Source organism: Amycolatopsis sp. NPDC089917 (genome assembly GCF_040684635.1).
Classification (GTDB): Bacteria; Actinomycetota; Actinomycetes; order Mycobacteriales; family Pseudonocardiaceae; genus Amycolatopsis.
The window spans coordinates 1-23,167 of record NZ_JBFBGL010000039.1 but is presented as its reverse complement, the minus strand read 5'-3'; the positions used below and the strand labels follow the sequence as shown (position 1 = coordinate 23,167).

At 69.5% G+C, this 23,167-nt stretch carries 16 protein-coding genes; 7 read left to right on the top strand and 9 right to left on the bottom strand.

Annotation, left to right across the window (positions count from 1 at the left end; translation table 11 throughout):
- Positions 1 to 88: 88 nt before the first annotated feature.
- From AB0N89_RS26315 to AB0N89_RS26305, 3 genes are read left to right on the top strand one after another with little or no spacing between them, the layout of a single operon-like run.
- A complete protein-coding gene (locus AB0N89_RS26315) occupies positions 89 to 3,742 on the top strand; it encodes a BTAD domain-containing putative transcriptional regulator (RefSeq protein WP_364209152.1) in 3,654 nt (1,217 codons plus the stop codon).
- 31 nt (positions 3,743 to 3,773) lie between these two features.
- On the top strand, positions 3,774 to 5,030 hold the full coding sequence (locus tag AB0N89_RS26310) for an extracellular solute-binding protein (protein ID WP_364209149.1): 1,257 nt from the start codon (positions 3,774 to 3,776) through the stop codon (positions 5,028 to 5,030).
- A gap of 11 nt (positions 5,031 to 5,041) precedes the next feature.
- A complete protein-coding gene (locus AB0N89_RS26305) occupies positions 5,042 to 6,409 on the top strand; it encodes a GH1 family beta-glucosidase (RefSeq protein ID WP_364209146.1) in 1,368 nt (455 codons plus the stop codon).
- On the opposite strand, the gene AB0N89_RS26300 is transcribed toward AB0N89_RS26305, so the two are convergent.
- The 3 genes from AB0N89_RS26300 to AB0N89_RS26290 are packed head-to-tail and all read right to left on the bottom strand — an operon-like array spanning position 6,398 to position 8,880.
- Entirely contained in the window at positions 6,398 to 7,225 is an 828-nt protein-coding gene (locus AB0N89_RS26300; RefSeq protein ID WP_364209142.1) for a carbohydrate ABC transporter permease, read from the bottom strand. The two genes, AB0N89_RS26305 and AB0N89_RS26300, sit on opposite strands and share 12 nt — an antisense overlap.
- A gap of 3 nt (positions 7,226 to 7,228) precedes the next feature.
- Positions 7,229 to 8,122 (bottom strand): sugar ABC transporter permease, encoded by an 894-nt coding sequence (locus AB0N89_RS26295; RefSeq protein ID WP_364209139.1) that lies wholly within the window; start codon positions 8,120 to 8,122, stop codon positions 7,229 to 7,231.
- The gene (locus AB0N89_RS26290) at positions 8,119 to 8,880 is read right to left on the bottom strand and encodes a DeoR/GlpR family DNA-binding transcription regulator (protein ID WP_364209136.1); all 762 of its coding nucleotides are present in this window, start codon (positions 8,878 to 8,880) and stop codon (positions 8,119 to 8,121) included. The genes AB0N89_RS26295 and AB0N89_RS26290 overlap by 4 nt, the downstream gene beginning before the upstream one ends.
- Before the next feature lie 274 nt (positions 8,881 to 9,154).
- Here AB0N89_RS26290 and AB0N89_RS26285 point away from each other — a divergent pair, with 274 nt between their 5' ends.
- On the top strand, positions 9,155 to 11,560 hold the full coding sequence (locus tag AB0N89_RS26285; RefSeq protein WP_364209133.1) for a beta-L-arabinofuranosidase domain-containing protein: 2,406 nt from the start codon (positions 9,155 to 9,157) through the stop codon (positions 11,558 to 11,560).
- 117 nt (positions 11,561 to 11,677) lie between these two features.
- Here the strand turns inward: AB0N89_RS26285 and AB0N89_RS26280 are convergent, their stop codons facing one another.
- The 3 genes from AB0N89_RS26280 to AB0N89_RS26270 all read right to left on the bottom strand — a co-directional run bounded on the left by AB0N89_RS26280 (position 11,678) and on the right by AB0N89_RS26270 (position 15,033).
- Positions 11,678 to 12,811 (bottom strand): serine hydrolase domain-containing protein, encoded by a 1,134-nt coding sequence (locus AB0N89_RS26280; protein WP_364209130.1) that lies wholly within the window; start codon positions 12,809 to 12,811, stop codon positions 11,678 to 11,680.
- A gap of 67 nt (positions 12,812 to 12,878) precedes the next feature.
- Positions 12,879 to 14,699, bottom strand: coding sequence for a glutamine--fructose-6-phosphate transaminase (isomerizing) (glmS, locus tag AB0N89_RS26275; protein ID WP_364209127.1), 1,821 nt, complete (start codon positions 14,697 to 14,699; stop codon positions 12,879 to 12,881).
- A 55-nt stretch (positions 14,700 to 14,754) separates the two neighbouring features.
- Positions 14,755 to 15,033, bottom strand: coding sequence for a hypothetical protein (locus AB0N89_RS26270; protein ID WP_364209124.1), 279 nt, complete (start codon positions 15,031 to 15,033; stop codon positions 14,755 to 14,757).
- 193 nt (positions 15,034 to 15,226) lie between these two features.
- Here AB0N89_RS26270 and AB0N89_RS26265 point away from each other — a divergent pair, with 193 nt between their 5' ends.
- A complete protein-coding gene (locus AB0N89_RS26265; protein ID WP_364209121.1) occupies positions 15,227 to 17,305 on the top strand; it encodes a tetratricopeptide repeat protein in 2,079 nt (692 codons plus the stop codon).
- 8 nt (positions 17,306 to 17,313) lie between these two features.
- Here AB0N89_RS26265 and AB0N89_RS26260 read toward each other — a convergent pair whose 3' ends face one another.
- Genes AB0N89_RS26260 through AB0N89_RS26250 form a run of 3 tightly spaced genes read right to left on the bottom strand, consistent with a single transcriptional unit; the run spans position 17,314 to position 19,877 of the window.
- The gene (locus tag AB0N89_RS26260; RefSeq protein WP_364209118.1) at positions 17,314 to 18,396 is read right to left on the bottom strand and encodes a M20 family metallopeptidase; all 1,083 of its coding nucleotides are present in this window, start codon (positions 18,394 to 18,396) and stop codon (positions 17,314 to 17,316) included.
- Positions 18,397 to 18,408: 12 nt separating this feature from the next.
- Entirely contained in the window at positions 18,409 to 19,710 is a 1,302-nt protein-coding gene (locus AB0N89_RS26255) for a glycosyltransferase family 2 protein (protein WP_364209115.1), read from the bottom strand.
- A gap of 11 nt (positions 19,711 to 19,721) precedes the next feature.
- Positions 19,722 to 19,877, bottom strand: coding sequence for a hypothetical protein (locus tag AB0N89_RS26250; RefSeq protein WP_005156722.1), 156 nt, complete (start codon positions 19,875 to 19,877; stop codon positions 19,722 to 19,724).
- Between the two features lie 251 nt (positions 19,878 to 20,128).
- Between AB0N89_RS26250 and wecB the strand changes: the two genes are divergently transcribed.
- Positions 20,129 to 21,343, top strand: a complete 1,215-nt coding sequence (wecB, locus tag AB0N89_RS26245; RefSeq protein WP_364209112.1) for a UDP-N-acetylglucosamine 2-epimerase (non-hydrolyzing) — start codon at positions 20,129 to 20,131, stop codon at positions 21,341 to 21,343.
- A gap of 4 nt (positions 21,344 to 21,347) precedes the next feature.
- The gene (locus tag AB0N89_RS26240; RefSeq protein WP_364209109.1) at positions 21,348 to 23,054 is read left to right on the top strand and encodes a DUF2334 domain-containing protein; all 1,707 of its coding nucleotides are present in this window, start codon (positions 21,348 to 21,350) and stop codon (positions 23,052 to 23,054) included.
- The last annotated feature ends 113 nt before the right edge of the window (positions 23,055 to 23,167 follow it).

Below are 23,167 nucleotides of genomic sequence, written 5' to 3'. Positions count from 1 at the left end.
TACGCAACCCAACTGATCCGGGCACGTCCTAAACTGCGGGGCAGGTAGTGATCCGGCCACTTTCGGTGAGGACAGGAATGGAGCCGGTGTGACCAACGGGCTGCGCGTCGAGCTGCTCGGGCCTCCTCGTGCCTGGCTCGACGACGTCGAGCTGAAGCTCGGGCCCGCCCGTCAGCGCGCGGTCTTCGCCACGCTCGCGGCACGCTGCGGCCAGTCCGTCTCACTCGGCGAACTGATCTCCGACGTCTGGGGCGAATCGGCGCCCGCCAGCGCCACCGGCAGTGTCCACACCTACGTCTCCGGCCTGCGCGGCGCGATCCGCAAGGCGGGCGGCGACGCGCACGAGGTGCTGCATTCGTCCGGATCGAGCTACGTACTGCGGCTGGACCGCGAAGCGCTCGACGTCCGCCGGTTCGAACAGGACGCCACCACGGCCCGGCGGCTCCTCGCGCACGCGGATCAGCGTGGCGCGGCCGCCCGGCTCACCGCCGCCCTCGGTCTTTGGCGCGGCGAGGCGTACTCCGGCGTCCCCGGCCCGTTCGCGGAAGCCGAGCGCGTCCGCCTCGCCGAACTCCAGCTGACCGCCACCGAACTGCGGGCCACCGCGCTCCTCGGCCTCGGCGACCATCGGGAACTGGTGGCCGAGCTGACCGCGCTGGTCCAGCAGCACCCGCTGCGGGAGTCGCTGCACGAGACGCTCATGCGCGCCCTGCACGCCAGCGGGCGCCAGACCGAGGCCTTGACCGCGTACCGCGAAGCCCGGCGAGTGCTCCGGGACGAACTCGGCGTCGAACCCGGCGCCCCGCTGCGCGACCTGCACCAGCGGATCCTGGACGGCAGCGAAAAACCTGTCACGGGATCGAAACCGGCGCCGCTGCGGATCGTGCCGCCGCCGGTGGCCAAGGCGATCGAACGCGGCGGCCAGGGCATCCTGCCCGGCCGGACCCGGCAGGTCGAACGGCTGAACGGGTTCGTCACCGACGTGCTCGCCGGCCGAGGCCGTCCGGTCTGGCTCGAAGGCGAACCCGGTATCGGCAAATCGGAACTGCTGATCGCCGGGTTGTCGAGCGCCGCCGCGCGCGGCTGTCAGCTCGCCTGGACCGCGGCCGACGAACTCCAGCAACGCTTCCCGCTGCAGGTCATCATGGAATGCCTCGGGGTGCACCACGGCGCGGCGGATCCGGCGAAGGCCAAGCTGGCCGGTGAACTGCACGCCGAGCCCGCGCACGGCGACTGGGGTCCCGCCGACCCGATCCTGTCCACTGTGGACAAACTGCTGGCGCTGGTCGACGAAACCTGCGCGGCGGGTCCGCTGGTCCTGGTGATCGACGACCTCCACTGGGCCGACGAGGCCAGTGTGCTGCTGTGGCAGCGGCTCGCCGCCGCCACCCGCCAGCTGCCGCTGCTGCTGGTCGCCGCCACCCGCACCGGGCACGGGCGTCGCGACCTGGCCCAGCTGCGCCGCGGGGTCGAGGCGAGGGACGGCGAGATCATGCCGGTCGAGGTGCTGACCGACGACGAGATCGCCTCCGTGTTCGAGGTGATCCTCGCGGCGAAACTCGGGCCGAGCCTGCGCCCGCTGGTCCGGCGCGCGGCCGGGAACCCGCTCTACGCCAGGGAAATCGCGCACGACCTGGTCCGCACCGGCTCGCTGCGGATCGCGGCGGGCGTCGCCGAGGTGACGCTGGACGGCACCGAGAACGCGCCGCGGTCGCTGCTCGCGGCGGTGGGCCGCACGCTGGAGACCCTCGACCCGGCCACGACCGAGATCCTGCGGACCGCGTCGCTGCTGGGCGCGGAGTTCGCCGTCGAGGACCTGGCCGCTTTGGCGGGCAAGGGCCCGCTGGAGGTCCTGCGGGACCTGGAACCGGCGACCACCGCGGGCGTGATCGAGTACGCGGGCGACAAACTCGCCTTCCACCATCCGTTCCAGCGGCAGGCGCTCTACGGCGGTATCGCCGAACCGGTCCGCGCCGCGCTGCACCGGCGCGCCGCCGAGTCGCTCGCGCGGACGGGCGCGCCGATCAAACGGGTCGCCGAGCAGCTGGCGGCCGGGCCGGTGCCGTACGACCCGTGGCTGGTCGAATGGCTCACCGTCAACCACATCGCGGTGTCCAACCGCGCCCCGCACATCGCGGCCGACCTCCTGCGCGGCGCGCTCGACAGCACGGTGCCCACCCCCGGGCAGCGGGAGACGCTGATCGCCGCGCTGGTGCGCGTGCTGTTCCGGCTCGAAAAGGATCCCGAGGCCGAGGCCGAGCAAGCGGTGAGGACGGTCGGCGGCAAGGCTGACCTGGCGCAGATGCGGCATGTCCTCGCCGCGCTGCGCTACCGCCGGGGCGACACTCCCGGCGCGATCGAAGCGCTCGCCGACACCGCGGACGACCCGTCGATGCCGGAACTGTGGCGCACCAGCACCCGGACACTGCTCGCCAACTTCCGGCGCGGCACCCTCGACGATCTGGGCGAGACCGAACGGATCGCGCGCGGCCTGCACGCCGAGGCCGTCGAGAAGGGCGAGCGGTATCCCGCCGCGCACGCGCAGCAGACGTTGTGGCTCGTGCACTCGATCCGACGGCAGCACGACCAGGCGCTGACGGCGGTCGACGCCGCGCTGGAGACGGCCGGCGACGAGGCCGAACTGGCGACCCTGCGCTTCGACCTGCTCGACAACCGGCTCTTCACCCTGCAGAACCTCGACCGGCTCGACGAGGCCGACGCCACGCTGCACGCCGGGTACGAGACGGCCGCGCGGCACGGCCTGCCGACCGGCCCGCAGGTCTCGGCGGCCGTGCACTACTACTGGACCGGCCGCTGGGACGAGGCGCTGGCCGAACTGGACTCGGTCACCGAGGACGGCCCGGCGATCACCTTCTACGGGGTCCGCGAGCCGGGTGCCGCCGCGCTGCTGCTGCACGGCGTCGCCGCGCTCATCGCGGGCCACCGGGACGAACGCGTCTCCGTCCGCACACATCTGGAGGCGGCCGAGGCGCACTCGCCGTCGAACTCGTCCGAACGCGAGAGCTGCGACTTCTACCTCGCGGCCATGGCGATGGCCGCGGAACAGCGCGGCAGGCTCGACGACGCGCTGCGGCTGGTCGCGCCGGTGCTGCGGCCCGACTACGCGCGGATGATGCTGCGCCACCAGTGGCTTCCCGACGTCGTCCGCGTCGCGCTCGCGGCCGGGAACGACGCCGTGGCAAGGGAGGCGCTGGCCGTCTGCGACGAAGAGGCCGGCCTGGAGTCCGTGCCCGCCAGGGCCACCGCGGCCGCCGCGCGATGCCGGGCGCTGATCGACGGCGACCCCGAAGGCGTGCTGGCCGCGGCCGACCACTACCGCGAGGTCCGCCGCCCGATCGAACTCGCGGCCGCCTTGGAGGACGCGGCCGAACTGCTCGGCCGCGCCGGTTACCTCGAAGCCGCCACGCGATCGCTCACCGAGGCGTGCGAGGTGCTCGGGCCGGTCGGCGCCACCTGGAGCATCCGCCGGGCGGAGAACAGGCTGCGCCGCTACGGTGTGCTGAGCCGTGCCGAACGGGGTCCCCGGCACGCCGGGGCGCTGTCGCCCCTGGAACTGCGGGTCGCGCGGCTGGTGGCGGCGAAACTGTCCAATCCGGAGATCGCCGCGGAGCTGAGCCTGCCGAGGAGGACGGTGCAGTCGCTGGTGTCCCGGGTACTGACCAAACTGCACGCCGATTCGCGGCTGACCGTCGGCGATCAGCTGCCGAGGCGGCTCGCGTGACCGTGCTCTTCCCGTCCGACCGAGGAGAACCATGACCCGCATGCCTGCCGCGTTGGCGGCCCTCGTGCTGCTGCTCGCCGGCTGTTCGGGCGCGACCGAACCCGGCGGGCCGATCAAGCTCACCGTCGCCACCTTCGGCGAGTTCGGCTACGAGAAACTGTTCGACGACTACGAGAAGACGCACCCCGGCATCACCGTCGAGGGCCGGGTCGCCGACTTCGAGACGCACCACCGGCAGCTGGCCACCGGCCTCGGCGCCGGACGCGGCGGCGCGGACGTGGTGGCGATCGAGGAGCAGTACCTCCCCAAGTTCCGGCAATCCACGGACAAGTTCAGCGATCTGTCCGAGTTCGGCGCGCAAGGCCTGAAGGAGAACTGGCCGGGCTGGAAGTGGGACCAGGGCACCGCGGACGACGGGAAGTTCGTGATGGGCCTCGGGACCGACATGGGCAGCCTCGCCCTCTGCTACCGCCGCGACCTGTTCGCGAACGCCGGCCTGCCGACCGACCGCGACCAGGTGGCCGCGCTCTGGCCGGACTGGGACAAGTTCGCCGAGACCGGCGAGAAGTTCACGTCGCGCTCGCCGGAGGTCAAGTTCGCCGATTCGGCGGGCACCGTCTACACGGCGATGCTCAACCAGGCGCAGGAGAACTACTTCGCCAAGGACGACACGTTCATCGCCGACAAGAACCCGAACGTGCGCAAGGCCTTCGACCTCGCGGGCGGGATGGCGCTGAAGAAGGAGACGGCGGCGGTCACCACGTTCACGCAGCCGTGGACGGTGGCGATCAAGCAGAGCCGGTTCGCCGCGATCACGTGTCCCGCCTGGATGCTGACCCAGATCCAGGAAGCGGGCGGTCCCAAACTGGCGGGCAAGTGGGACGTCACCTCGGTACCGGGTGGCGCGGGCAACTGGGGCGGGTCGTTCCTGACCGTCCCGAAGCAGGGCGCGCACCGCAAGGAGGCCTACGACCTCGCCGTCTGGCTGACCGCGCCCGAACAGCAGAAGCGGATCTTCCTGGAAAGCGGGCTGCTGCCGAGCGCGCTGGGCGCCTACCAGGACCCCGCCGTGCTGTCCCACACCAGCGACTACTTCAGCGGCGCGCCGGTCGGCAAGATCTTCGCGGCGTCCGCCGAAGCCCTGCGGCCGAACTACCGCGGGCTGCGCGACGGCGAGGTGCGCCCCGTGTACGGGCACGCGCTCGGCCGCGTCGAAGAGGGGAAGCAGTCGCTCGACCAGGCCTGGGGCCAGGCTTCGACCGAGGGCCGCGCCGCGGCCGCCAAGTGAGCGGGGACGGCGTGACACGCGGTTTTCCGGCAGGGTTCCGCTGGGGCACGGCCACGGCGGCGTACCAGATCGAAGGCTCGACGACGGCGGACGGGCGCGGACCGTCCATTTGGGACACTTTCACCGCGCGCCCCGGCACGGTGCTCGACGGCGCCACCGGCGACCCGGCCTGCGACCACTACCGCCGTTATCGCGAGGACGTCGGCCTGCTGAGCGAACTCGGCGTGCCGTACTACCGCTTCTCGGTGGCGTGGTCGCGGGTCATGCCGGACGGCCGCACGATCGAACCGCGCGGGCTCGCCTTCTACGATCGCCTTGTCGACACGTTGCTGGAGCACGGGATCACCCCGATGGTCACGCTCTACCACTGGGATCTCCCAGAGGCGCTGCAGCAGGAAGGCGGCTGGCCGAATCGCGATCTCGCGGGCCTGTTCGCCGACTACGCGGCGACCGTCCACCAAGCACTCGGCGATCGCGTCCGGCAGTGGACCACGATCAACGAGCCGTTCTGCGCCGCCTTCATCGGCTACGGCAACGGCGACCACGCGCCGGGGCTCCAGGACGAAGGCGCGGCGGTGGTCGCCGGGCACCACCTCCTGCTCGCGCACGGTCAGGCCGCGCAGGCGTTGCGCGCGGGCGGCGGTGAGCAGGAAGTGTCCATCGTGCTCAACTTCGCCCCGGTGCTGACCGATGTGGACGACGCCGCGCACCGCGAAGCCGCACGGAAGTTCGACTTCCTGCACAACCGGTTCTTCCTCGACCCGCTGCTCGGCCGCGGCTACCCGTCCGAACTGCTGGCGGATCTGGCGCATCTCGGCGCCCTCGAACCGGCGATCGCCGACGGCGACCTGGACCTCATCGCGCAGCCGCTGGACGTGCTGGGCGTCAACTACTACGCGCCTGCCCGCGCCGTCCCGCTCGACGATCCCGAGGCCGACAGCAACTGCCCGCTGCCCGGCCTGCGCGGGATGGACGTCACGCCGCCGCGCGGCGATCTGACCTCGCTCGGCTGGGAGCAGCGGCCGGAGTCGTTCACCGACCTGCTGGTGTGGCTGCACGGGCACTGCCCCGGCCTGCCGCTCGTGATCGCCGAGAACGGCGCCGCGTTCGTGGACGAGGTCGTCGACGGCCGGGTGCGCGACGCGGACCGCGTGCGCTACTTCGCCGAGCACCTCGCCGCCGTGCACGACGCGATCGAACGGGGCGCCGACATCCGCGGGTACATGGCCTGGTCGCTGCTGGACAACTTCGAGTGGGCCATGGGGTACACGCAGCGGTTCGGTCTCGTGCACGTCGACTTCGAGACCCAGGAGCGGGTGCTCAAGGACAGCGCCCGGTTCTACGCGGACGTGGTGGCGCGCAACGGGCTAACCCCTTAGCGCGCCCCGCATGACGCCGTCGACGACCTTCCTGGCCAGGAGGATGAACAGGACGACGACGGGCAGCACGCCGATCGTGGCCGCGGTCAGCATCAGCGAGTAGTCGGTGAAGTAGCCGCTGGCCAGCCGCGACAACGCCACCTGGACGGTCGGGTGCGCGTTGGGGTCGAGCACGATCAGCGGCCAGAAGAAGTCGTTCCACGCGGTCATGAACGTCAGCATCCCGAGCACGGCTGCCTGCGGACGGATGGCGGGCAGGGCGACGTTCCAGAACAGGCGCGGCGCCGAACAGCCGTCGACGCGGCCGGCGTCGAGCAGTTCGCCGGGGATCGCCTCCTCGCACGCCTGCCGCATCCAGAACACGCTGAACGCGCCGACCAGTCCCGGCACGATCACCGCCTCCAGCCGCCCGTACCAGCCGAGTTCGCCGACCACCAGGTACAGCGGGATGACCCCGAGCTGCGCGGGCACCATGGCGGTGCCGATGACGACCAGGAAGAGCGTGTCCCGACCAGGGAACCGCAGCCGCGCGAAGGCGAATCCGGCCATGCTGGAGAGCAGCACGTTCGACACGGTCACCGTGCCGGCGACGATCAGCGAGTTCTGCATCGCCAGCCAGAAGTCGACGGTGTCGAAGACCCTGCCCACGTTCTCGACCAGATTGCCGCCGGGCAGCAGTGGCGGGGTGGTCTCGCCGAGGGCGGAATTGTCCTTGGAGGACACCACGAACGACCAGTACAGCGGGAAGATCGACGCGACGCCGACGGCGAGCAGCAGCCCGTAGACGACGAATCCGGCTCGTTGCCTGGCCGCCACGCCTCACTCACCTCCCCGGATCCGCCGCACGAGCGAGAAGTTGACCAGCGCGAATCCGGCGGAGATCAGGAAGAGCAGCCACGCGATGGCCGCCGCGTATCCGGCGTCGAACTCGCCGAACCCCTTCTCGTACAAGTACATGGCCAGCGTCTGGAACTGCCGGTCGGCGCCACCGGTCCCGGCGGTGCCGGAGTCGTCGAACAGCTGCGGTTCGGCGAACAGCTGCAGCCCGCCGATCGTCGAGACGACGACGGTGAAGGCGATCGTCGGCCGGATCGCGGGCACGGTGATCGACCGGAAGGTCCGCCAGCGCGAGGCGCCGTCGAGCATGGCGGCGTCGTAGCGCTCCTGGGGCACGGACTGCATCGCCGCCAGGTAGAGCAGCGCGTTGTAGCCGGTCCAGCGCCACATCACCATCACGCTCACGGCGACGTGCGAGGCAAACCGGTCCGATCGCCAGTCCACCGGGTCGAGGCCGACCAGGCCCAGCGCCCAGTTGACGATGCCGTAGTCCTCGGCGAAGAGCTGGCTGAACACCAGCGCCACCGCGACCACCGAGACGACGTTGGGCAGCAGCACGCTGGCCCGCCACAGCGTCCGCGCGCGCAACGGCCGGTCGAGCAGGGCGGCGAGCCCGAGCGCGGCCAGCAGCTGCGGGACGGTCGACAGGACGAAGATGCTGACCGTGTTGAAGAGCGCGTTGTAGAAATGCGGGTCCTGGAGCAGGACGGCGAAGTTGCCGAGCCCGGCGAACCCGGTGTCACCGTTGACCAGATGCCAATGGTGCAGCGCCACCCACGCGGTGTAGAGCAGCGGGAAGAGACCGAAAACGCCGAACAGCACGTAGAACGGCGCGGTCATCAGGTATCCGGCGAGCCGCTCGCCCGTACGCCTCAAACGGCGATCACCTTGACGCCGGTCCGGGTGATCTCGTCGGCCGTCCTGGCATCGATGCCGGTGTCGGTGATCAGGGTGTCGACGTCGTCGAGTTCACCGAAACGGGCGAAGTGGTCGTTACCGATCTTGGTGTGATCGGCCAGCAGCACCGAGCGCCGCGCGGACGCGATGGCGGCGCGCTTCACCATCGCCTCGGCGGTGTCCGGGGTGGTGAGCCCGCGCTCGACGGAAAGGCCGTTGGCGCCGATGAAGGCGACGTCGACGTAGGTGTCCTTGAGGGCGTTGAGCGCCCAGCTGTCGACCGAGGCCATGGTGTGCCCGCGAAGCCGTCCGCCGACCAGCATCACCGTGATGCCGGGCCGGTTGGCGAGCGCGAACGCGTTGGGCAGCGAAGGGGTGACCACGGTCAGTTCCCGATCGGCGGGGATGAGGTGCGCGAGCCGCCCCACGGTGGTGCCCGCGTCCAACAGGATCGCGCCCTCGGCGGGGACCTGCTCCAGCGCGGCCAGGGCGATGCGGTCCTTTTCGGCGGTCATCACCACGTCGCGGGCGTCGAGCCCGGGCTCGACGCCCAGCCGTTCCACCGGGATCGCGCCACCGTGCACCCGGCGCACCACACCGCTGCGCTCCAGGGCCGTCAGGTCCCGGCGGACGGTCTCACTGGTGATCTCGAAAGCCGCCGCGAGCGTCGCCACGTCGACACGGCCGTTCTGCCGGGCCTGCTTGAGAATGGCACGCTGCCGCTCCTCGGCGTACAACGGTCACCTCCTGCCCTGGCGGATGAGCGGTCATGGCGACAATAGTTGCTTACTCTCCGGTCCGACAACGGAACTCGCGGGAATCCGGAGCCGCTTCCGCCGCTCTGTCCACTGAGGACACAACACGGCGGCGGACTTTCCCCCGAACCTGCCCGAACCGCCGCCGGTCCTGCCCGTTCGGCCACTCCGGACCGCCATCCGGCGAACGGCGGATTTACAACGTTGTATCAACGATGTAAATCTGGACGGACCGGGTCAGGAAAGGGGAAACCCCATGTCAGTCCCCCGCCGCAACTTCCTCAAAGCCACCGTCGCGACCGGTCTGGCCGCCGGTATCGGAGCCCAGGCGACACAGGCTGCCGAAGCCGCGACCGCCGCCTCGCCGTACGTCGCCAACCGCGCACCGCTGCTGCCCGCTCCCCTGCTGCGGCTCCCGCCCGGCTCGGCGAAGGCCGACGGCTGGCTGGCCACCCAGCTCCGCAAGCAGCTCGACGGGCTCAACGGCCGCTACCAGGAGGTGTCGCACTACCTCGCGTTCGACAACACCGGCTGGACACGCCCCGCGCTGCAAGGCTGGGAGGAGGTGCCGTACTGGCTGCGCGGGTACGGCGACCTCGGTTACGTCACCGGCGACGCCCGCGTCCTCGCCGACACGCGCCGCTGGATCGACGCCGTCCTCGCCACCCAGGCCCCGGACGGTTTCTTCGGACCGTCCGAACTGCGCACCCGGCAATCCGGCCACGCGGACCTGTGGCCGCACATGCCGATGCTGCACGCGCTGCGGTCGCACGAGGAGTACACAAAGGACACTCGTGTCGTCCCGTTCCTCAGCCGGTACTTCCGGTTCATGGCGGCACAACCGACGTCCGTGTACGTCGACGGCTGGGGGCACACCCGCTGGGCCGACACGATCGACGTCGTCTACTGGCTCTACAACCGCACCGGCGAAGCGTTCCTGCTGGACCTGGTCCGCACCATCCACCGGCACTCGGCGAACTGGGTGGACAACCTGCCGACCGGGCACAACGTCAACATCACCCAGGGCTTCCGCGAGCCGGGCCAGTTCTGGGTCCTCTCCGGCGATCCCGCGCACCGCGCGAGCGCCTACGCGAACTACGACCGGATCCAGGGCCGCTACGGACAGTTCCCCGGCGGCGGCTTCGCCGGCGACGAGAACGTCCGGCCCGGCTACGACGATCCGAGGCAGGGCTTCGAAACCTGCGGGATCGTCGAGTACATGATGAGCCACGAGATCCTCGCCAGGGCCACCGGCGATCCCGTCTGGGCCGACCGCGTCGAGGAACTCGCCTTCAATCTGCTTCCGGCCGCGCTGGACCCGGCCGGGCGGAGCATCCACTACGTGACGTCGGCGAACGCGATCCAGCTCGACAGGCAGGCGAAATCGTTGAGCCAGTTCGACAACGACTTCGCCATGCAGGCGTACAAGCCGGGGATCGACAACTACCGCTGCTGCCCGCACAACTACGGGATGGGCTGGCCGTACTACGTCGAAGAGATGTGGCAGGCCACGGCGGACGGCGGGCTCTGCGCGATGCTGTACGGCGCGTCCACGGTGACCGCGAAGGTCGCGGACGGCACTTCGGTGACCGTCACCCAGGCGACCGCGTACCCGTTCTCGGACACCATCACGTTCACCTTCTCGCTGCCGAAGCCGGCGGAATTCCCTTTCCAGGTACGGATTCCCGGCTGGTGCCCGGCTCCGGCGCTGTCGGTCAACGGCGGAGCGATCGCGGTGAGCGGCGGTCCCCGCTACGAAACCGTCCGCCGGGTCTGGCGCACCGGCGACCGCGTCACCCTGCGCCTGCCGATGACCACGCGCACGCGGACCTGGGCACGCAACCACAACTCCGTCTCGGTCGACCGCGGACCGCTGACGTACTCCCTGGCGATCCAGGAGAACTGGAGCCGGGTCGCGGGCGACGAGCAATGGCCGGTCCACGAGGTCAGGCCGGGCTCGGCGTGGAACTACGGTCTGGTGCCGCAGGCCGCGTTCACCGTCGTCACGACCGGTGGGAACCCGCTGGACCCGTTCACCCTGGCGAACAGCCCGGTCCGGCTGACCACCGACGCCCAGCGCGTCGACGGCTGGCAGGCGAGCGAGCAGGACGTGATCGACGAACTGGCCGACGGCCCGGTCGCCGTGACCACCCCGGTCCAGCGCGTCACCCTGATCCCGATGGGCGCCGCGCGGCTGCGGGTGACGTCGTTCCCGCGGACCGGCGGCTCCCGGCCCTGGCGGTCCGGCTGGACCAGGATCGAGAACCGCAACTCCGGCAAACTCCTGGGCGTCGACCGGATGTCCACCGCGGACTCCGCGCAGGTCGTCCAGTTCCACGACAACGGGACCGCGGACCACCTGTGGCGGCTGCTGGACAACGGTGACGGCTGGTTCCGCGTCAAGAACCGCAACTCGGGCAAGGTCCTCGGCGTCGACCTGATGTCCACCGCGAACTCGGCGCGCGTCGTGCAGTTCGACGACAACGGCACGGCGGATCACCTGTGGCGGTTCCTGGACAACGGGGACGGGTGGTTCCGGTTGCAGAATCTCAACTCCGGCAAGGTTCTCGGCGTCGATCTGATGTCCACCGCGGATTCGGCGATCGTCGTCCAGTTCGACGACAACGGGACCACCGACCACCTGTGGCGCCTCCTGGACTGAGAGCCCAAGGGTGGCGGTACCGAGTGAATGGCAAGTCCATGAAGGCCTCCTTGAGGGACTCTGGGTCCCTCAAGGAGGCCTTCACGGACATCGGGCCGGACACAGCAGCAGCCCCCGTTAGATCTTCGGCAGGCTCCTGCTCGCGGCGTCCGCGATCTTCTTCACGATGAGCGGCTGGCCGTCCGGCGACTTCACCGTCGGGTTGACCGAGTACGCCACGACCCTGGACAGGTCCCGGGTGGCGAAGATCCCGCTCGCGTAGCCGTACCGGCTGCCGGTCTTCCCCCAGACGGTGATCCCGTTCAGCTTCAGCTTCATCAGGCCCTGGCTGTAGTTCGCCGGACCACTGCCGTCGAACATGGGCACCTGGGGCACGGCGAACAGCCGCGGCATCACGGCCGGGCCGAGCAGCCGTCCCCGGAAAAGGCCGGTGATGAACTTGTCGAGGTCCCCGGCCGTGGAGACGATCGCGCCGGCGGCGCCGGGAATGGACTGGTTCATCTCGGTGACGTCGACCAGTTTCCCGTCCACGTCGAGGTAACCGCGTGCGGCCGGGTTCGGCAGGCGCGGGTCGTCCTCCGGGTAGTAGGTGCGCCAGAGGCCGAGCGGGACGGTGATGCGATCACGCAGGTTGCGCCCGTAGGACTGTCCGGTCACCTTCTCGACGAGCATCCCCGCCGTGACGTACGCGGTGTTCGTGTACTTCTGCGCCGTGCCGGGCCGGAAGTCGATCGGGTGGCGCAGCGCGGTGTCCACGACCTGGCGCGGGCTCCAGTGCTCGTAGCGGTGCGCGAGGATCCACTCGGGATCGTAGAGACCCGGGATGTCCACCGACGGCAGCCCGGAGGTGTGGTCGAGCAGGGTGCGCACCGGCACCGGCGGATAGTCCGCCGGGAGCACCCCGGGCAGATACCGCTGGACCGGCTGTTCGAGGTCGATCCGGTGTTCCTGCGCCAGCTGCAGCACCATGACCGCGGTGTAGACCTTGGTGGTACTGCCGATCCGGAAGAACCCGTCCGGCCGCACGGGGGCGTGCGTGCCGACGTCGGACACCCCGGAGGTGCCCGACCACGAACCCGAGTCGCCGGTGACCCGGACCAGCGCGCCCGTCGTCTCCTTGTCGGGCAGGCCCGCGATCGCCGCCGCCAACGCGGCGGGATCGGGCTTTCCGAGGCCGGACGCCGCGGCGGCCGTCACCGGGGTGAGGGCCGCCGCGACGGCGACAACTGCTGTGACAATAGTTCGTTTCATGTCACACATGATGTCCGCGCCGGACGTCGGGAACATCAGGGAAATACCTGATCTCCGAAGATCAGGGTCACTCCACGGTGACGGACTTCGCGAGGTTCCGGGGCTTGTCGATGTCGTGCCCGAGGATCAGCGCGGCGTGGTAGGCCAGGAGCTGCAACGGGATCGTGAGCAGGATCGGGTCGAGCTCCGGCTCCGAACGCGGGACCACGAACCGCGGCACGTCGAGATCGCCGAAGTCCACGTCGTCGTGGGTGATCGCCAGTACCTGACCCTTGCGTGCCTTGATCTGCTGCATCGCGGCGAGGTTGCGGTCGGCGAGGTCGTCGGACGGCACGATCGCGACCGTCGGCAGTTCCTCGTCGATCAGCGCGAGCGGGCCGTGCTTGAGCTCCGAGGTCTGGTACGCCTCCGCGTGGCGGTACGAGATCTCCTTGAACTTCTGCGCGCCTTCCCTCGCCACCGGGAAGCCCCGGACCCGGCCGATGAAGAACAGGCTTCGCGCGTCCGCGCAGATCTTGGCGTGCTCGGCGATCTGGGACTCCGCCTCGACGATGGAGGCGACCTGCGCGGGCAGGGCCCGCAGCGCCGCGACGATCCGCTGTCCGTCCGCATTGGACAGATCGCGGACGCGGCCCAGCGCCAGCGCGATCATCGCGAAGCCGACGGCCATGTTGGTGAGCGCCTTGGTCGACGCGACGGCGATCTCCGGACCGGCGTGCAGGTACAGGCCACCGTCGCAGGCCCGCGCGATCGTCGAACCGACGACGTTGACGAGGCCGACCACCCGGCCGCCCTTGCGCTTGACCTCTTCGACGGCGAACGCGGTGTCCGCGGTCTCGCCGGACTGGCTGACCGCGATGTAGAGCGTGTCCGCCTCGATGATGGGGTTGCGGTAGCGGAACTCGGACGCGGCCTCCGCGTCGGCCGGGACCCGCGCCAGGTCCTCGATCATGGTCGCGCCGATCTGCCCCGCGTAGTACGCCGAGCCACAGCCGAGGATCTTCACCCTCGCGAAACCGCGCAGGTCACGGGGAGTCAGGTTCAGACCGTCCAAACGGGACACTCCGAACCGGTCGTCGAGACGGCCCCGGATCATGCGCTCCAGGCATTCCGGCTGCTCCTGGATCTCCTTGTACATGTAGTGCTGGTGACCGCCGAGGTCGAGGTCGTCGGCCTTGATGTCGATCGCGGTCGCGGCCTTGCCGGTGTCGCTCTCGTCGACGGTGAAGGTGCGGTAGCCCGTGGCGGAGACGCTGGCGAACTCGCCGTCGTCGAGGTGCACCACCTGCGAGGTGTGCCGGACCAGCGCGGACAGGTCGCTGGCGACGAACATCTCCCGGTCGCCGACGCCGATGATCAGCGGCGAACCGTTGCGCGCGACGACGACGCGGTCGGGGCGCTCGGTGTCGGTGACCGCGATGGCGTAGGTCCCGGTGACCCGGGAAACGGCTTCGACGACGGCGTCTTCGAGGGTCTTCGCGCCCGACCGTGCGATGAGGTGGGCGAGCACCTCGGTGTCGGTCTCGGAAGTCAGCGTCACCCCGGCCTGGGCGAGCTGCTCGCGCAGGGCGTCGGCGTTGTCGATGATCCCGTTGTGCACCACGGAGATCCGGCCGTCCTCGGAGACGTGCGGATGGGCGTTCGCCTCGGTCGCCGGACCGTGCGTCGCCCACCTCGTGTGCCCGATGCCGACCTTGCCCGCGAGCCGCTTGGGCAGGGCCGCGGTCAGGTTCCGCACCCGCCCGACGATCCGGTGCACCTGGGCGCCTTTACCGCCAAGGACGGAGATCCCGGCCGAGTCGTAGCCGCGGTACTCCAGCCGCGTCAGCCCTTCGATCAGGATCGGGGCGGCGTTCTGGCCGCCGATGTAACCGACGATTCCGCACATGACGAGTCAACCTCACAAAGAAAACGGACGGGGTACGCGAAGACCGGGCGTTCCGTCAGCCGTAGACGATGCGGCGCAGTTGCCGCTCGGACAGGTCGGGAGGCGCGACGAGACGGCGGCTCAGTTCCGCGGCGACGAGCGGGAAGATCTCGGGGTTCTTCCTGCCCTCTGCCTGCAACCGGGCGTGCCGGGACCGGACGTACTGCTCGACCGGCTGCCGGTAGAACGCCAGGACGTCTTCGACGACACGGGCGGCGATGGCCGTCGACAGACCCGTCGACAAGGCCACCTGCTCGACGATGTCCGCGTCCTCCACTGGACCCATCTTGCACATCGGACCCCCGAAGCGCCAGTTCTTGCCCGAAATCGGGCAAGAACTGGCGCTTTCACGATCGACCTCCGGCTCCGCACGCAAACCCGACCCCGCCGGCAGAAAGTGTGCGGCAGTGAACAAACGAGGTGCTCCATCGGAGTGGCGGTACCGGCTCGTGCTATTGCCACCTCCATCCCACGACCAGACTGGACGCATGGCAGGTCAGCCCCACTCGCACGGAGCAGCCCCCCGAGGTTCTGACCTCTCCGATCCCGCTCAGGCCGTGGTGCCACGACAGCTGCCGCTGGCCGTTCGGGACTTCACCGGCCGAGCTGACCAACTGACCGCCCTCGACGCGTTGCTCTCCGGCAACGGACCCGCGAGCGGCTTGGACGCCGTGGTGATCTCGGCCCTGGACGGGGCAGCCGGGATCGGGAAGACCACCTTGGCGGTCCATTGGGCGCATCGGGTCCAGCACCGTTTCCCCGACGGGACCCTGTATGTCAACCTGCGAGGCTACGGCCCTGGCGAACCCTCGACCCCGAGCGAGGTCCTGGACGGCTTTCTCCGTGCGTTGGGCACGCCTCCCAGCCGCATGCCGCAAGACGTCGAGGCTCGGGCCGGCTTGTACCGTTCCTTGCTGGCGGGCCGCCGGATCTTGATTTTGCTCGACAACGCCAACCGCGCGGACCAGGTACGACCTCTCCTGCCTGCCACGGCCGGCTGCATGGCTATCGTGACCAGCCGGGACAGCCTCACCGGCTTGGTCGTCACCGAGTCGGCCACCCGCATCACCCTGGATCTCCTCAGCTCAGGCGAGGCGAGGGAACTGGTGACCGGGATCATCGGACCGGATCGGGCCGCGAAAGAACCCCTCGCCGTCGCCGAATTGATCAGGCTCTGTGCCCGGCTGCCCTTGGCCCTGCGGATCGCCGCAAGCCGCTTGACCATCGACGAACGCGTCAAGGTCGCGGACGTCATCGGCGAACTGACCGAAGACGGCGAGCTACTCGACGCCTTGAGCAGCTCAGGGGACGAGCGCGCCGCCATCCGCGCGGTATTCGATTCCTCCTATCAGCGGCTCACCACGGAACAGGCGAAGATATTCCGAAGACTGGGGCTTCATCCGGGTCCCGACCTGAGTCAGCACGCCGCCGCGGCTCTCGGCGGCCTTGAACTGAAGGACGCTCGCAGACTCCTCAAAGCTCTCGCGGCGACACACTTGATCGAACAGGTGGCCGCCCATCGCTATCGCTTCCATGACCTGCTTCGCGCCTATGCGGCCGAACAGGCCGATCTCCACGACAGCTTCGAAACACGCGACCTCGCCCTGGAGGCACTTCTCGACTGGTACGTGCGCACGGCCCATGCCTGCGACGCACTTGTCTTCCCGGCTCACACGAGGCTTCCGCTGCACGCCACGGCACCGTCACCGCCGCCACCGTTCGACGATCAACAAGGAGCGATGGCCTGGCTCATGGCGGAGGGTTTCAATTGCCTTGCCGTTCTGCGGTTCGCCGCGAACTCCGGGAGATACCCGCACAGCGTCTCCCTGGCGCACAACTGTCGCTTTCTCATTCTCCTCGGCAACCTCAGCGACTGGCTCGACGTCGGTGGCACAGGGTTGCGAGCCGCGCGAAGGTCACAGGACAAGCTCGCCGAAACATACTTCCTCGTCGGACGCGCGGAGGCCTTCACGATGCTGAGACGCTGGGATGAGGCCTTGGCCGAGCTTGACAACGCCTTGCCGCTGACACGAACACTGGAAGACAAGAGCAGACTGTCGGCCGTCTTCAATGGCTTCGGCTGGCTTTGCAGCGAACGAGGACAATACGAACAAGCCCTCGATCACCTTTTCGAAGCGTTGCGCTGGGTTCGAAAAGGCGAACGGATGGAAGCCGTCATCGAAGGCAACATCGGACGCGCGTACGGTGCCCTGCGACACTTTCGACAGGCCTTCGAGCACTGCGAACGCGGGCTCACCCTGCGTCGTCAAGTCGGCGACCACCTCGGTGAGGTCGGTTCGATGAACGCCATCGCCCAGCTTCACCAGGGGCTCGGCGACCACGACAGGACCATCGAACTTTGCCGCGCCGCCATCGCACAAGCCAGGGCGATTCGCGCTCCTCTCTCCATCGCGAACCCGTTGGACACGATGGCCGCCTCTCTTCGCGAAATGGGCAAACCCGCGGAGGCCATCGCGTGCTGGCGGGAAGCAGCGACGCTCTTCGACAGCTACGGCAACAAACATCGCGCCGACCAAGCTCGAACGCAGATCAGCGCCGCGGACTGATCAGCCGGCTAACCGCGGGAGTCCCGGATCGCCGTCACCAGCCCGGTGACCAGATCCGCCCGCTCCACCATCGACTCCACCAGCAGGTACTCGTGATCCGCGTGCGCGCCTCCCCCGACAGCGCCCAGCCCGTCGAGGGTCGGGACGCCGATCGCGGCCGTGAGGTTGCCGTCGCTCCCGCCGCCGACGGCCACACCGGCGACTCCGGGCAGCAGCCGTTCCGCGACGGCGAAGAGGTCCGCGGCGGCCGACTCGGGCATCGGCGGCCGGTGGATCCCGCCTCGAACCTCGACTTCCGCCCCGGCGAGACGCGGGGTGAGCGCGGCGAATCCGGCGTCGACGCGCTCCTTCTCCTCGGCGGACTCGACCCGGACGTCGACCACGACGGTCGCGGAGGCGGGCACGACGTTGCTCGCCGTTCCCGCCGAAGCGACGGCCGGGGTGACGGTCGTCCCGATTTCGGGCCTACCGAGCGCGACGATGTCCAGCACCTGATGCGCGGCTTCGGTCAGCGCGTTCACGCCGGCCTCCGGTTCGAGACCGGCGTGCGACGCCCTGCCGGTGATGACGACCTCGAAGGTGCCGCATCCCTTGCGGCCGATCTTGAGGCCGCCGCCGTCGGCCGCGCCTTCGAACACGAGCACCGTGCCGCACGCGCGGGCGCGATCCTCGATGAGCGCGCGGGATTCGTGCGAGCCCGTCTCCTCATCGGCCGTCACCAGGATCTCGACCCCGGTCAGGTCGCCGAGCGCCGCCAGGCCGTGGATCGCCTGCACCAGCCCGCCGAGCATGTCGAACACCCCGGGGCCGGTCACGCGGCCGCCGGTCACCGCGAACGGACGGCGGGCCAGCGTGCCGATCGGGAACACGGTGTCGTGGTGCCCCAGGATCAGCACGCGCGGCTCACCACCGCCGGACCATCGGACGTGCGGCCCCGCCGCGCTCTCCACCAGGGTCGCCGTTCCGCCGAGGCGGTTTTCGAGGATGGCGGCCAGCGCCCGGGCCGACGTCGTCAGAGCTTCGATGTCACCCGACGGCGACTCGATCTCGACGAGCGTCCTGAGGTCTTCGATCATCGCGTCGACAGTCATACCGACACTTTCTCAGGCGCCCCCGACAGGGACGGCCTCGTCCTCACTCAGCCGTTCGGTCTTGGTCCAGCTGTTGCGGCGGGCGAGCACGCGGAACAGGGCCCGCCAGGTCGCGATCACGCCGAGCACCAGGAATGCCGGATAGAGAAGGCCCGCGAGCAGACAGCGGCGAAGCGGTTCCTCACCGAGCCGCAGCCGGTGCACGACGGCCCACACCAGACCGGGTACCAGCAGGACGACGACGCCGATCAGGGCCGCGCCCGGCAACGCCGACGGCGGCGCGATCAGCCCGCCGAGCGTGACGCCCGACCAGGAAGCGACGAGTGTGCCCACGAACAACAGCGAGACCACCAAGGACAACGGCACCGTCAGCCAAGGCGTCACGAGATAGGCGAGGAAGTCCAAAAGGCCGATACTGCCCACGTGCCGTGACGCCAGCAGTTTTCGCAAATGCCTTGCGCATTGCAAATTTCCCTGTGCCCATCGAGTGCGTTGCCGCAACAACCGGCGCAGATCGACGAGACCCTGCTGCGTCACCCAGGCCGATTTCACATAACGCATCCGGATACCTGCGACGTGTAATCTCAGCCCGAGTTCGAGATCCTCGACGAGACAGTCCGACCAGGGGGCCGGATCGAACCGGCGCAGCACGCCGAGTCTCGAGAATTGCCCGTTTCCGCCCATTCCGACACTGCCCGCCAGATCGCGCAGGCTTTGCGACGCGTCGGCGACCGCGCCGAACTCCAAATCCTGCAACAAAGCGAGCACGCTGCGTCGATTGTGAATACGCACCCGGCATTGCACGGCGCCGACGCCGCGGTCGCCGAACACGTCGGCCACTTCGCGCAGCATGCCCGGGCTGCCCCGGCCGTCCCCGTCGATGATGCCGACGATCGTCTTCGACACGCTGCCCTCGGCTTCGCACAGCCGGAGGATGTAGCGATAGCCGGCGTTCAACGCCTCGCCCTTGCCCTGCCGGGCCTGCGGGAGATCACGGCGCAGGACGTGCAGGCGCGGGTCCGTCACCTCGCGCAGGACGTCGGGCGTGCCGTCGTCCGAGCCGTCGTCGATGACCAGGACGCGTACCGGATTCCGTTCCGTGCCAAGCGAAAGCGCGTTGCGGACGGTGTTGCCGACCACACGTTCCTCGTTGAGCGCCGGGATGACGATCCAGAACTCCAGCCCCTCGCCGCGCGCGGCCGCCGACCGGCGCGGGCGACCGGTGCGCCACGCGAAAGCCGCGAGCAGGATGTTGTGCGCCGGCCACCACAGAAGCAACAGCATCATGGTGGCGGCGAAAGCGGGAGTGGCCATGAGCGGGTGGTTCAGTCCTTCAGGCGAAGGTGCAGCGAACGCGCCATGAGCAGCAAGGCGACCGTCCCGATCACCATCGCGAGCACGGTGCTCACCGTCGCGCCCGCCATCGTCGCGCCGATTCCGAGCGCGGAAACCTTGACCGGGCCCACCGGCACCATCGACATGTCTTTCCTTCGGGCAGGGGGCGCCACAAACATCTACTCACAGTTTTCATACCGTGAGTACGAGGTCACCCATGGAAGCGATATTCAGCCTTTCGGGTGGGTACAGTACCCCGTCTGTGTTAACGTTCGCGGGCGACGATCCCCCGTAAAGGTGACCATCAATCAGTGATCCTCGCCTCACCTACCACTCTTTCGTGACTTCAACGACGAATTCACGCCGTACCTCAGCGCGAACCCGGAAGAAGGACCAGGTGCGTAACGCACAGAACGAGACCGACGTCATGCCCGAAATCTGGCTGGTGGCGGGAACCCGCCCGGAAGCCGTGAAACTGGCTCCGGTGGCCAGGGCATTGGCTTCCGAAGGCCGCCTGCGGCCCGTGCTCATCGCCACGGGACAGCATCCGGAAATGGTCGGCCAGGCCTTGGCGACCTTCGGCTTGACGGCGGATGAAAACCTGACGCTGGACAGGCGAACGGGTTCCCAACCGGAACTCCTTTCCGGCCTTCTCACGGGCCTCGAAGAAGTGGCCGACCGGCGGCCGCCCGCCGCCGTGGTCGTCCAGGGCGACACGACGACCACCTTGGCCGGGGCGCTCGCCGCGTTCTGGCGCCGCGTCCCCGTCGTGCATCTCGAAGCGGGCCTCCGCTCGTTCGACCTGGGCGCGCCGTTCCCCGAGGAACTCAACCGGAAACTGGTGAGCCAGGCGGCCGCGCTCCACCTGGCCCCGACGCCCGACGCCGCCGCGAACCTGCGCGCCGAGGGGGTTCCCGGCAAGAACGTGCTCGTCGCGGGGAACACCGTCGTCGACGCGATTCTCACGGTGACGGACAAATCCACCACGGTGCACGATCCGGAATTGGCGACCCTGCTCGAAAACGCGACCCGCGGCGCGGTCAAGCTGATGCTGGTCACCCTCCACCGCCGCGAATCCTGGGGCGAGCCGATGCGCCGGGTCCTGCGCGCGGTGACCGAGCTGATGGCCGCCGATCCGGAACTGCGGGTGGTGCTCCCCGCGCATCCGAACCCGAAGGTGCGGAGCCTGGTCCGTGAAGAACTGGCCGGCACACCGGGGGCGCTGATCACCGGTCCGCTGCCCTATCCCGAACTCGCCGCGACGCTGGCCGCCAGCACGCTCGTGCTCTCCGATTCCGGCGGCATCCAGGAAGAGGCCCCGACTTTCGGCGTCCCGGTCCTGGTGCTCCGTGACGTCACCGAGCGCATGGAGGCCGTGAACGCCGGATGCGCCCTGCTCGTCGGCACCGACCGCGACAAGATCGTCTCGACCGCGAAGGAACTGCTGAACGATCCGGCGGCGCGCAGGCGGATGATGAGCAGCGGCAACCCGTTCGGCGACGGCGCCGCCGCCGAACGGACCGAGCAGGCGCTCGCGCATCTGCTGGGCCTGGCCCCCGAGCTGCCCGCCCCGTTCCGGCCCGCTTCAGCGAACGAACCGGCCGAGGTCTGACCCGATGACGAAGGACAAGGGCGGGCAGCGCTTCCGCTTGCCCGCTTGGTTCCGGCTCGCCGTCGTCGCGGTCGTCGCCGTCACCGTCGCCGTGGTCGTGCTCGTCCAGGTCACCAAGACGGAGCCGGTCACGGCGTCACCGCCCGCCACGCCGGTGCCGCTCGCCGGCCGCCTTCCCGAAGCGGCGAAGGCGGGCATGCCGGGTCCCGGCGGCGACCCGGACCGGAAGACCCTTGTGCTCTACGACGACGGGCGCAAGAAGGACGGGACGGTCTCCGCGCCCGAAGAGATCCGGACGGCCGAGGCGTACGCGATGTACACCGCGAACCTCGTTTCCCGAGGCACCGCATGGACGATGCGGCCGGCCGCCGACTACCGGCCCCGGCAGGCGAACGACTTCCAGGCCGTCGTGTACCTCGGCTCGGTCTCCGACGCGGCGTTGCCGAAGGCGTTTCTCGACGACGTCACGACTGCCCGGATCCCTGTGGTCTGGATCGGAGCCAACATCTGGCAGTTGCGCGCCCTCCCCGGCTGGCGCGCGGAGGGCTACCGCGGCGACAACCCCACCACCGTCACCTACAAGGGCACTCCCCTGCGCCGTGATCCCCGTTCGGGCACCGGGGTCGTCGCGATCGACGTCCGCGACTCGACGAAGGTCCAGATCCTGGCCGAAGCGAGCGCTCCGGGCGGCACGCCGTCACCCTGGGCGGTCCATTCAGGACAGTTGACGTACGTGGCCGAAGTCCCTTACGCGTACGCCGAAGCGCAGGACCGCTACCTCGCGGCGGCCGACATCCTGCTGGGTGTCCTGTCGCCGCAGGCGCCGAACCGGCACCGCGCGCTGATCCGGCTCGAAGACGTCGGCCCGCGGACGAAGCCGGACGAACTCCGCCGGGTCACGGATTTCCTCATCCGCGAGAAGATCCCGTTCTCCCTCGCGGTCTACCCGTACTACTCGGATCCGCGGGGCCGGGCGAACGACGGCAACCCGACGTCCGCGCGGCTGGTGGACTCGCCGGAACTGGTCGACGTGCTCAAGGACGCCGTCCAGGCGGGCGCGACCCTGGTCATGCACGGCTACAGCCACCAGAGCGACAACGGCCCGAACCCCTACGACGGGGTGAGCGCGAGCGACTTCGAGTTCTACAAGGCCAGTGTCGACGGCGCGGGCGCGGTGCGCATGGAAGGGCCGATGCCCGAGGACTCGGCGCGATGGTTCGACGAACGCGTCGCGACCGGGCTCGGGGAATTCCGGCGGGTGGGCCTCCCGGAGCCGACGATGTTCGAGTTTCCGCACTACGGCGGTTCCGCCCTGGACTACCAGCGGACCACCGAACTCTTCCAGGCCCGCTACGACCGCGGGAGTTACTACGCGGGCTTCTGTCCCGGCGGCCGCTGCGGATCGACGGCCACCGCGACGGCGGAACAGGTGTACGGCCAGTTCTTCCCGTACCCGGTGCGCGACGTCTACGGCGCGAACGTCGTCCCCGAGAACATCGGCAACGTGGCGCCCGTCGCGTTCAACCAGCACGCGTCCCGCACCGCCGTCGACATGCTCGCCGACGCCCAGAGCTCGCTCGTCGTCCGGGACAACGTCGCCAGCTTCTTCTACCACCCGTTCCTCGGCGAGGGCGGTCTGCGGGATCTGGTGAACTCGTTGCGGGCGCTGGGGTACCGCTTCGCCACACCGGCGGAAATCCTCGACGGCTGAGATGGGTGAAGCGGCAGTGAGGCGTCGGCGTCGGCGTAGAGGTCGTCGGCGGCCCACCAGGCGGCGTTGAGCTTCGCGGAGATCAGCAGCTTGTCGGGGTCTTCGCAGTCCGG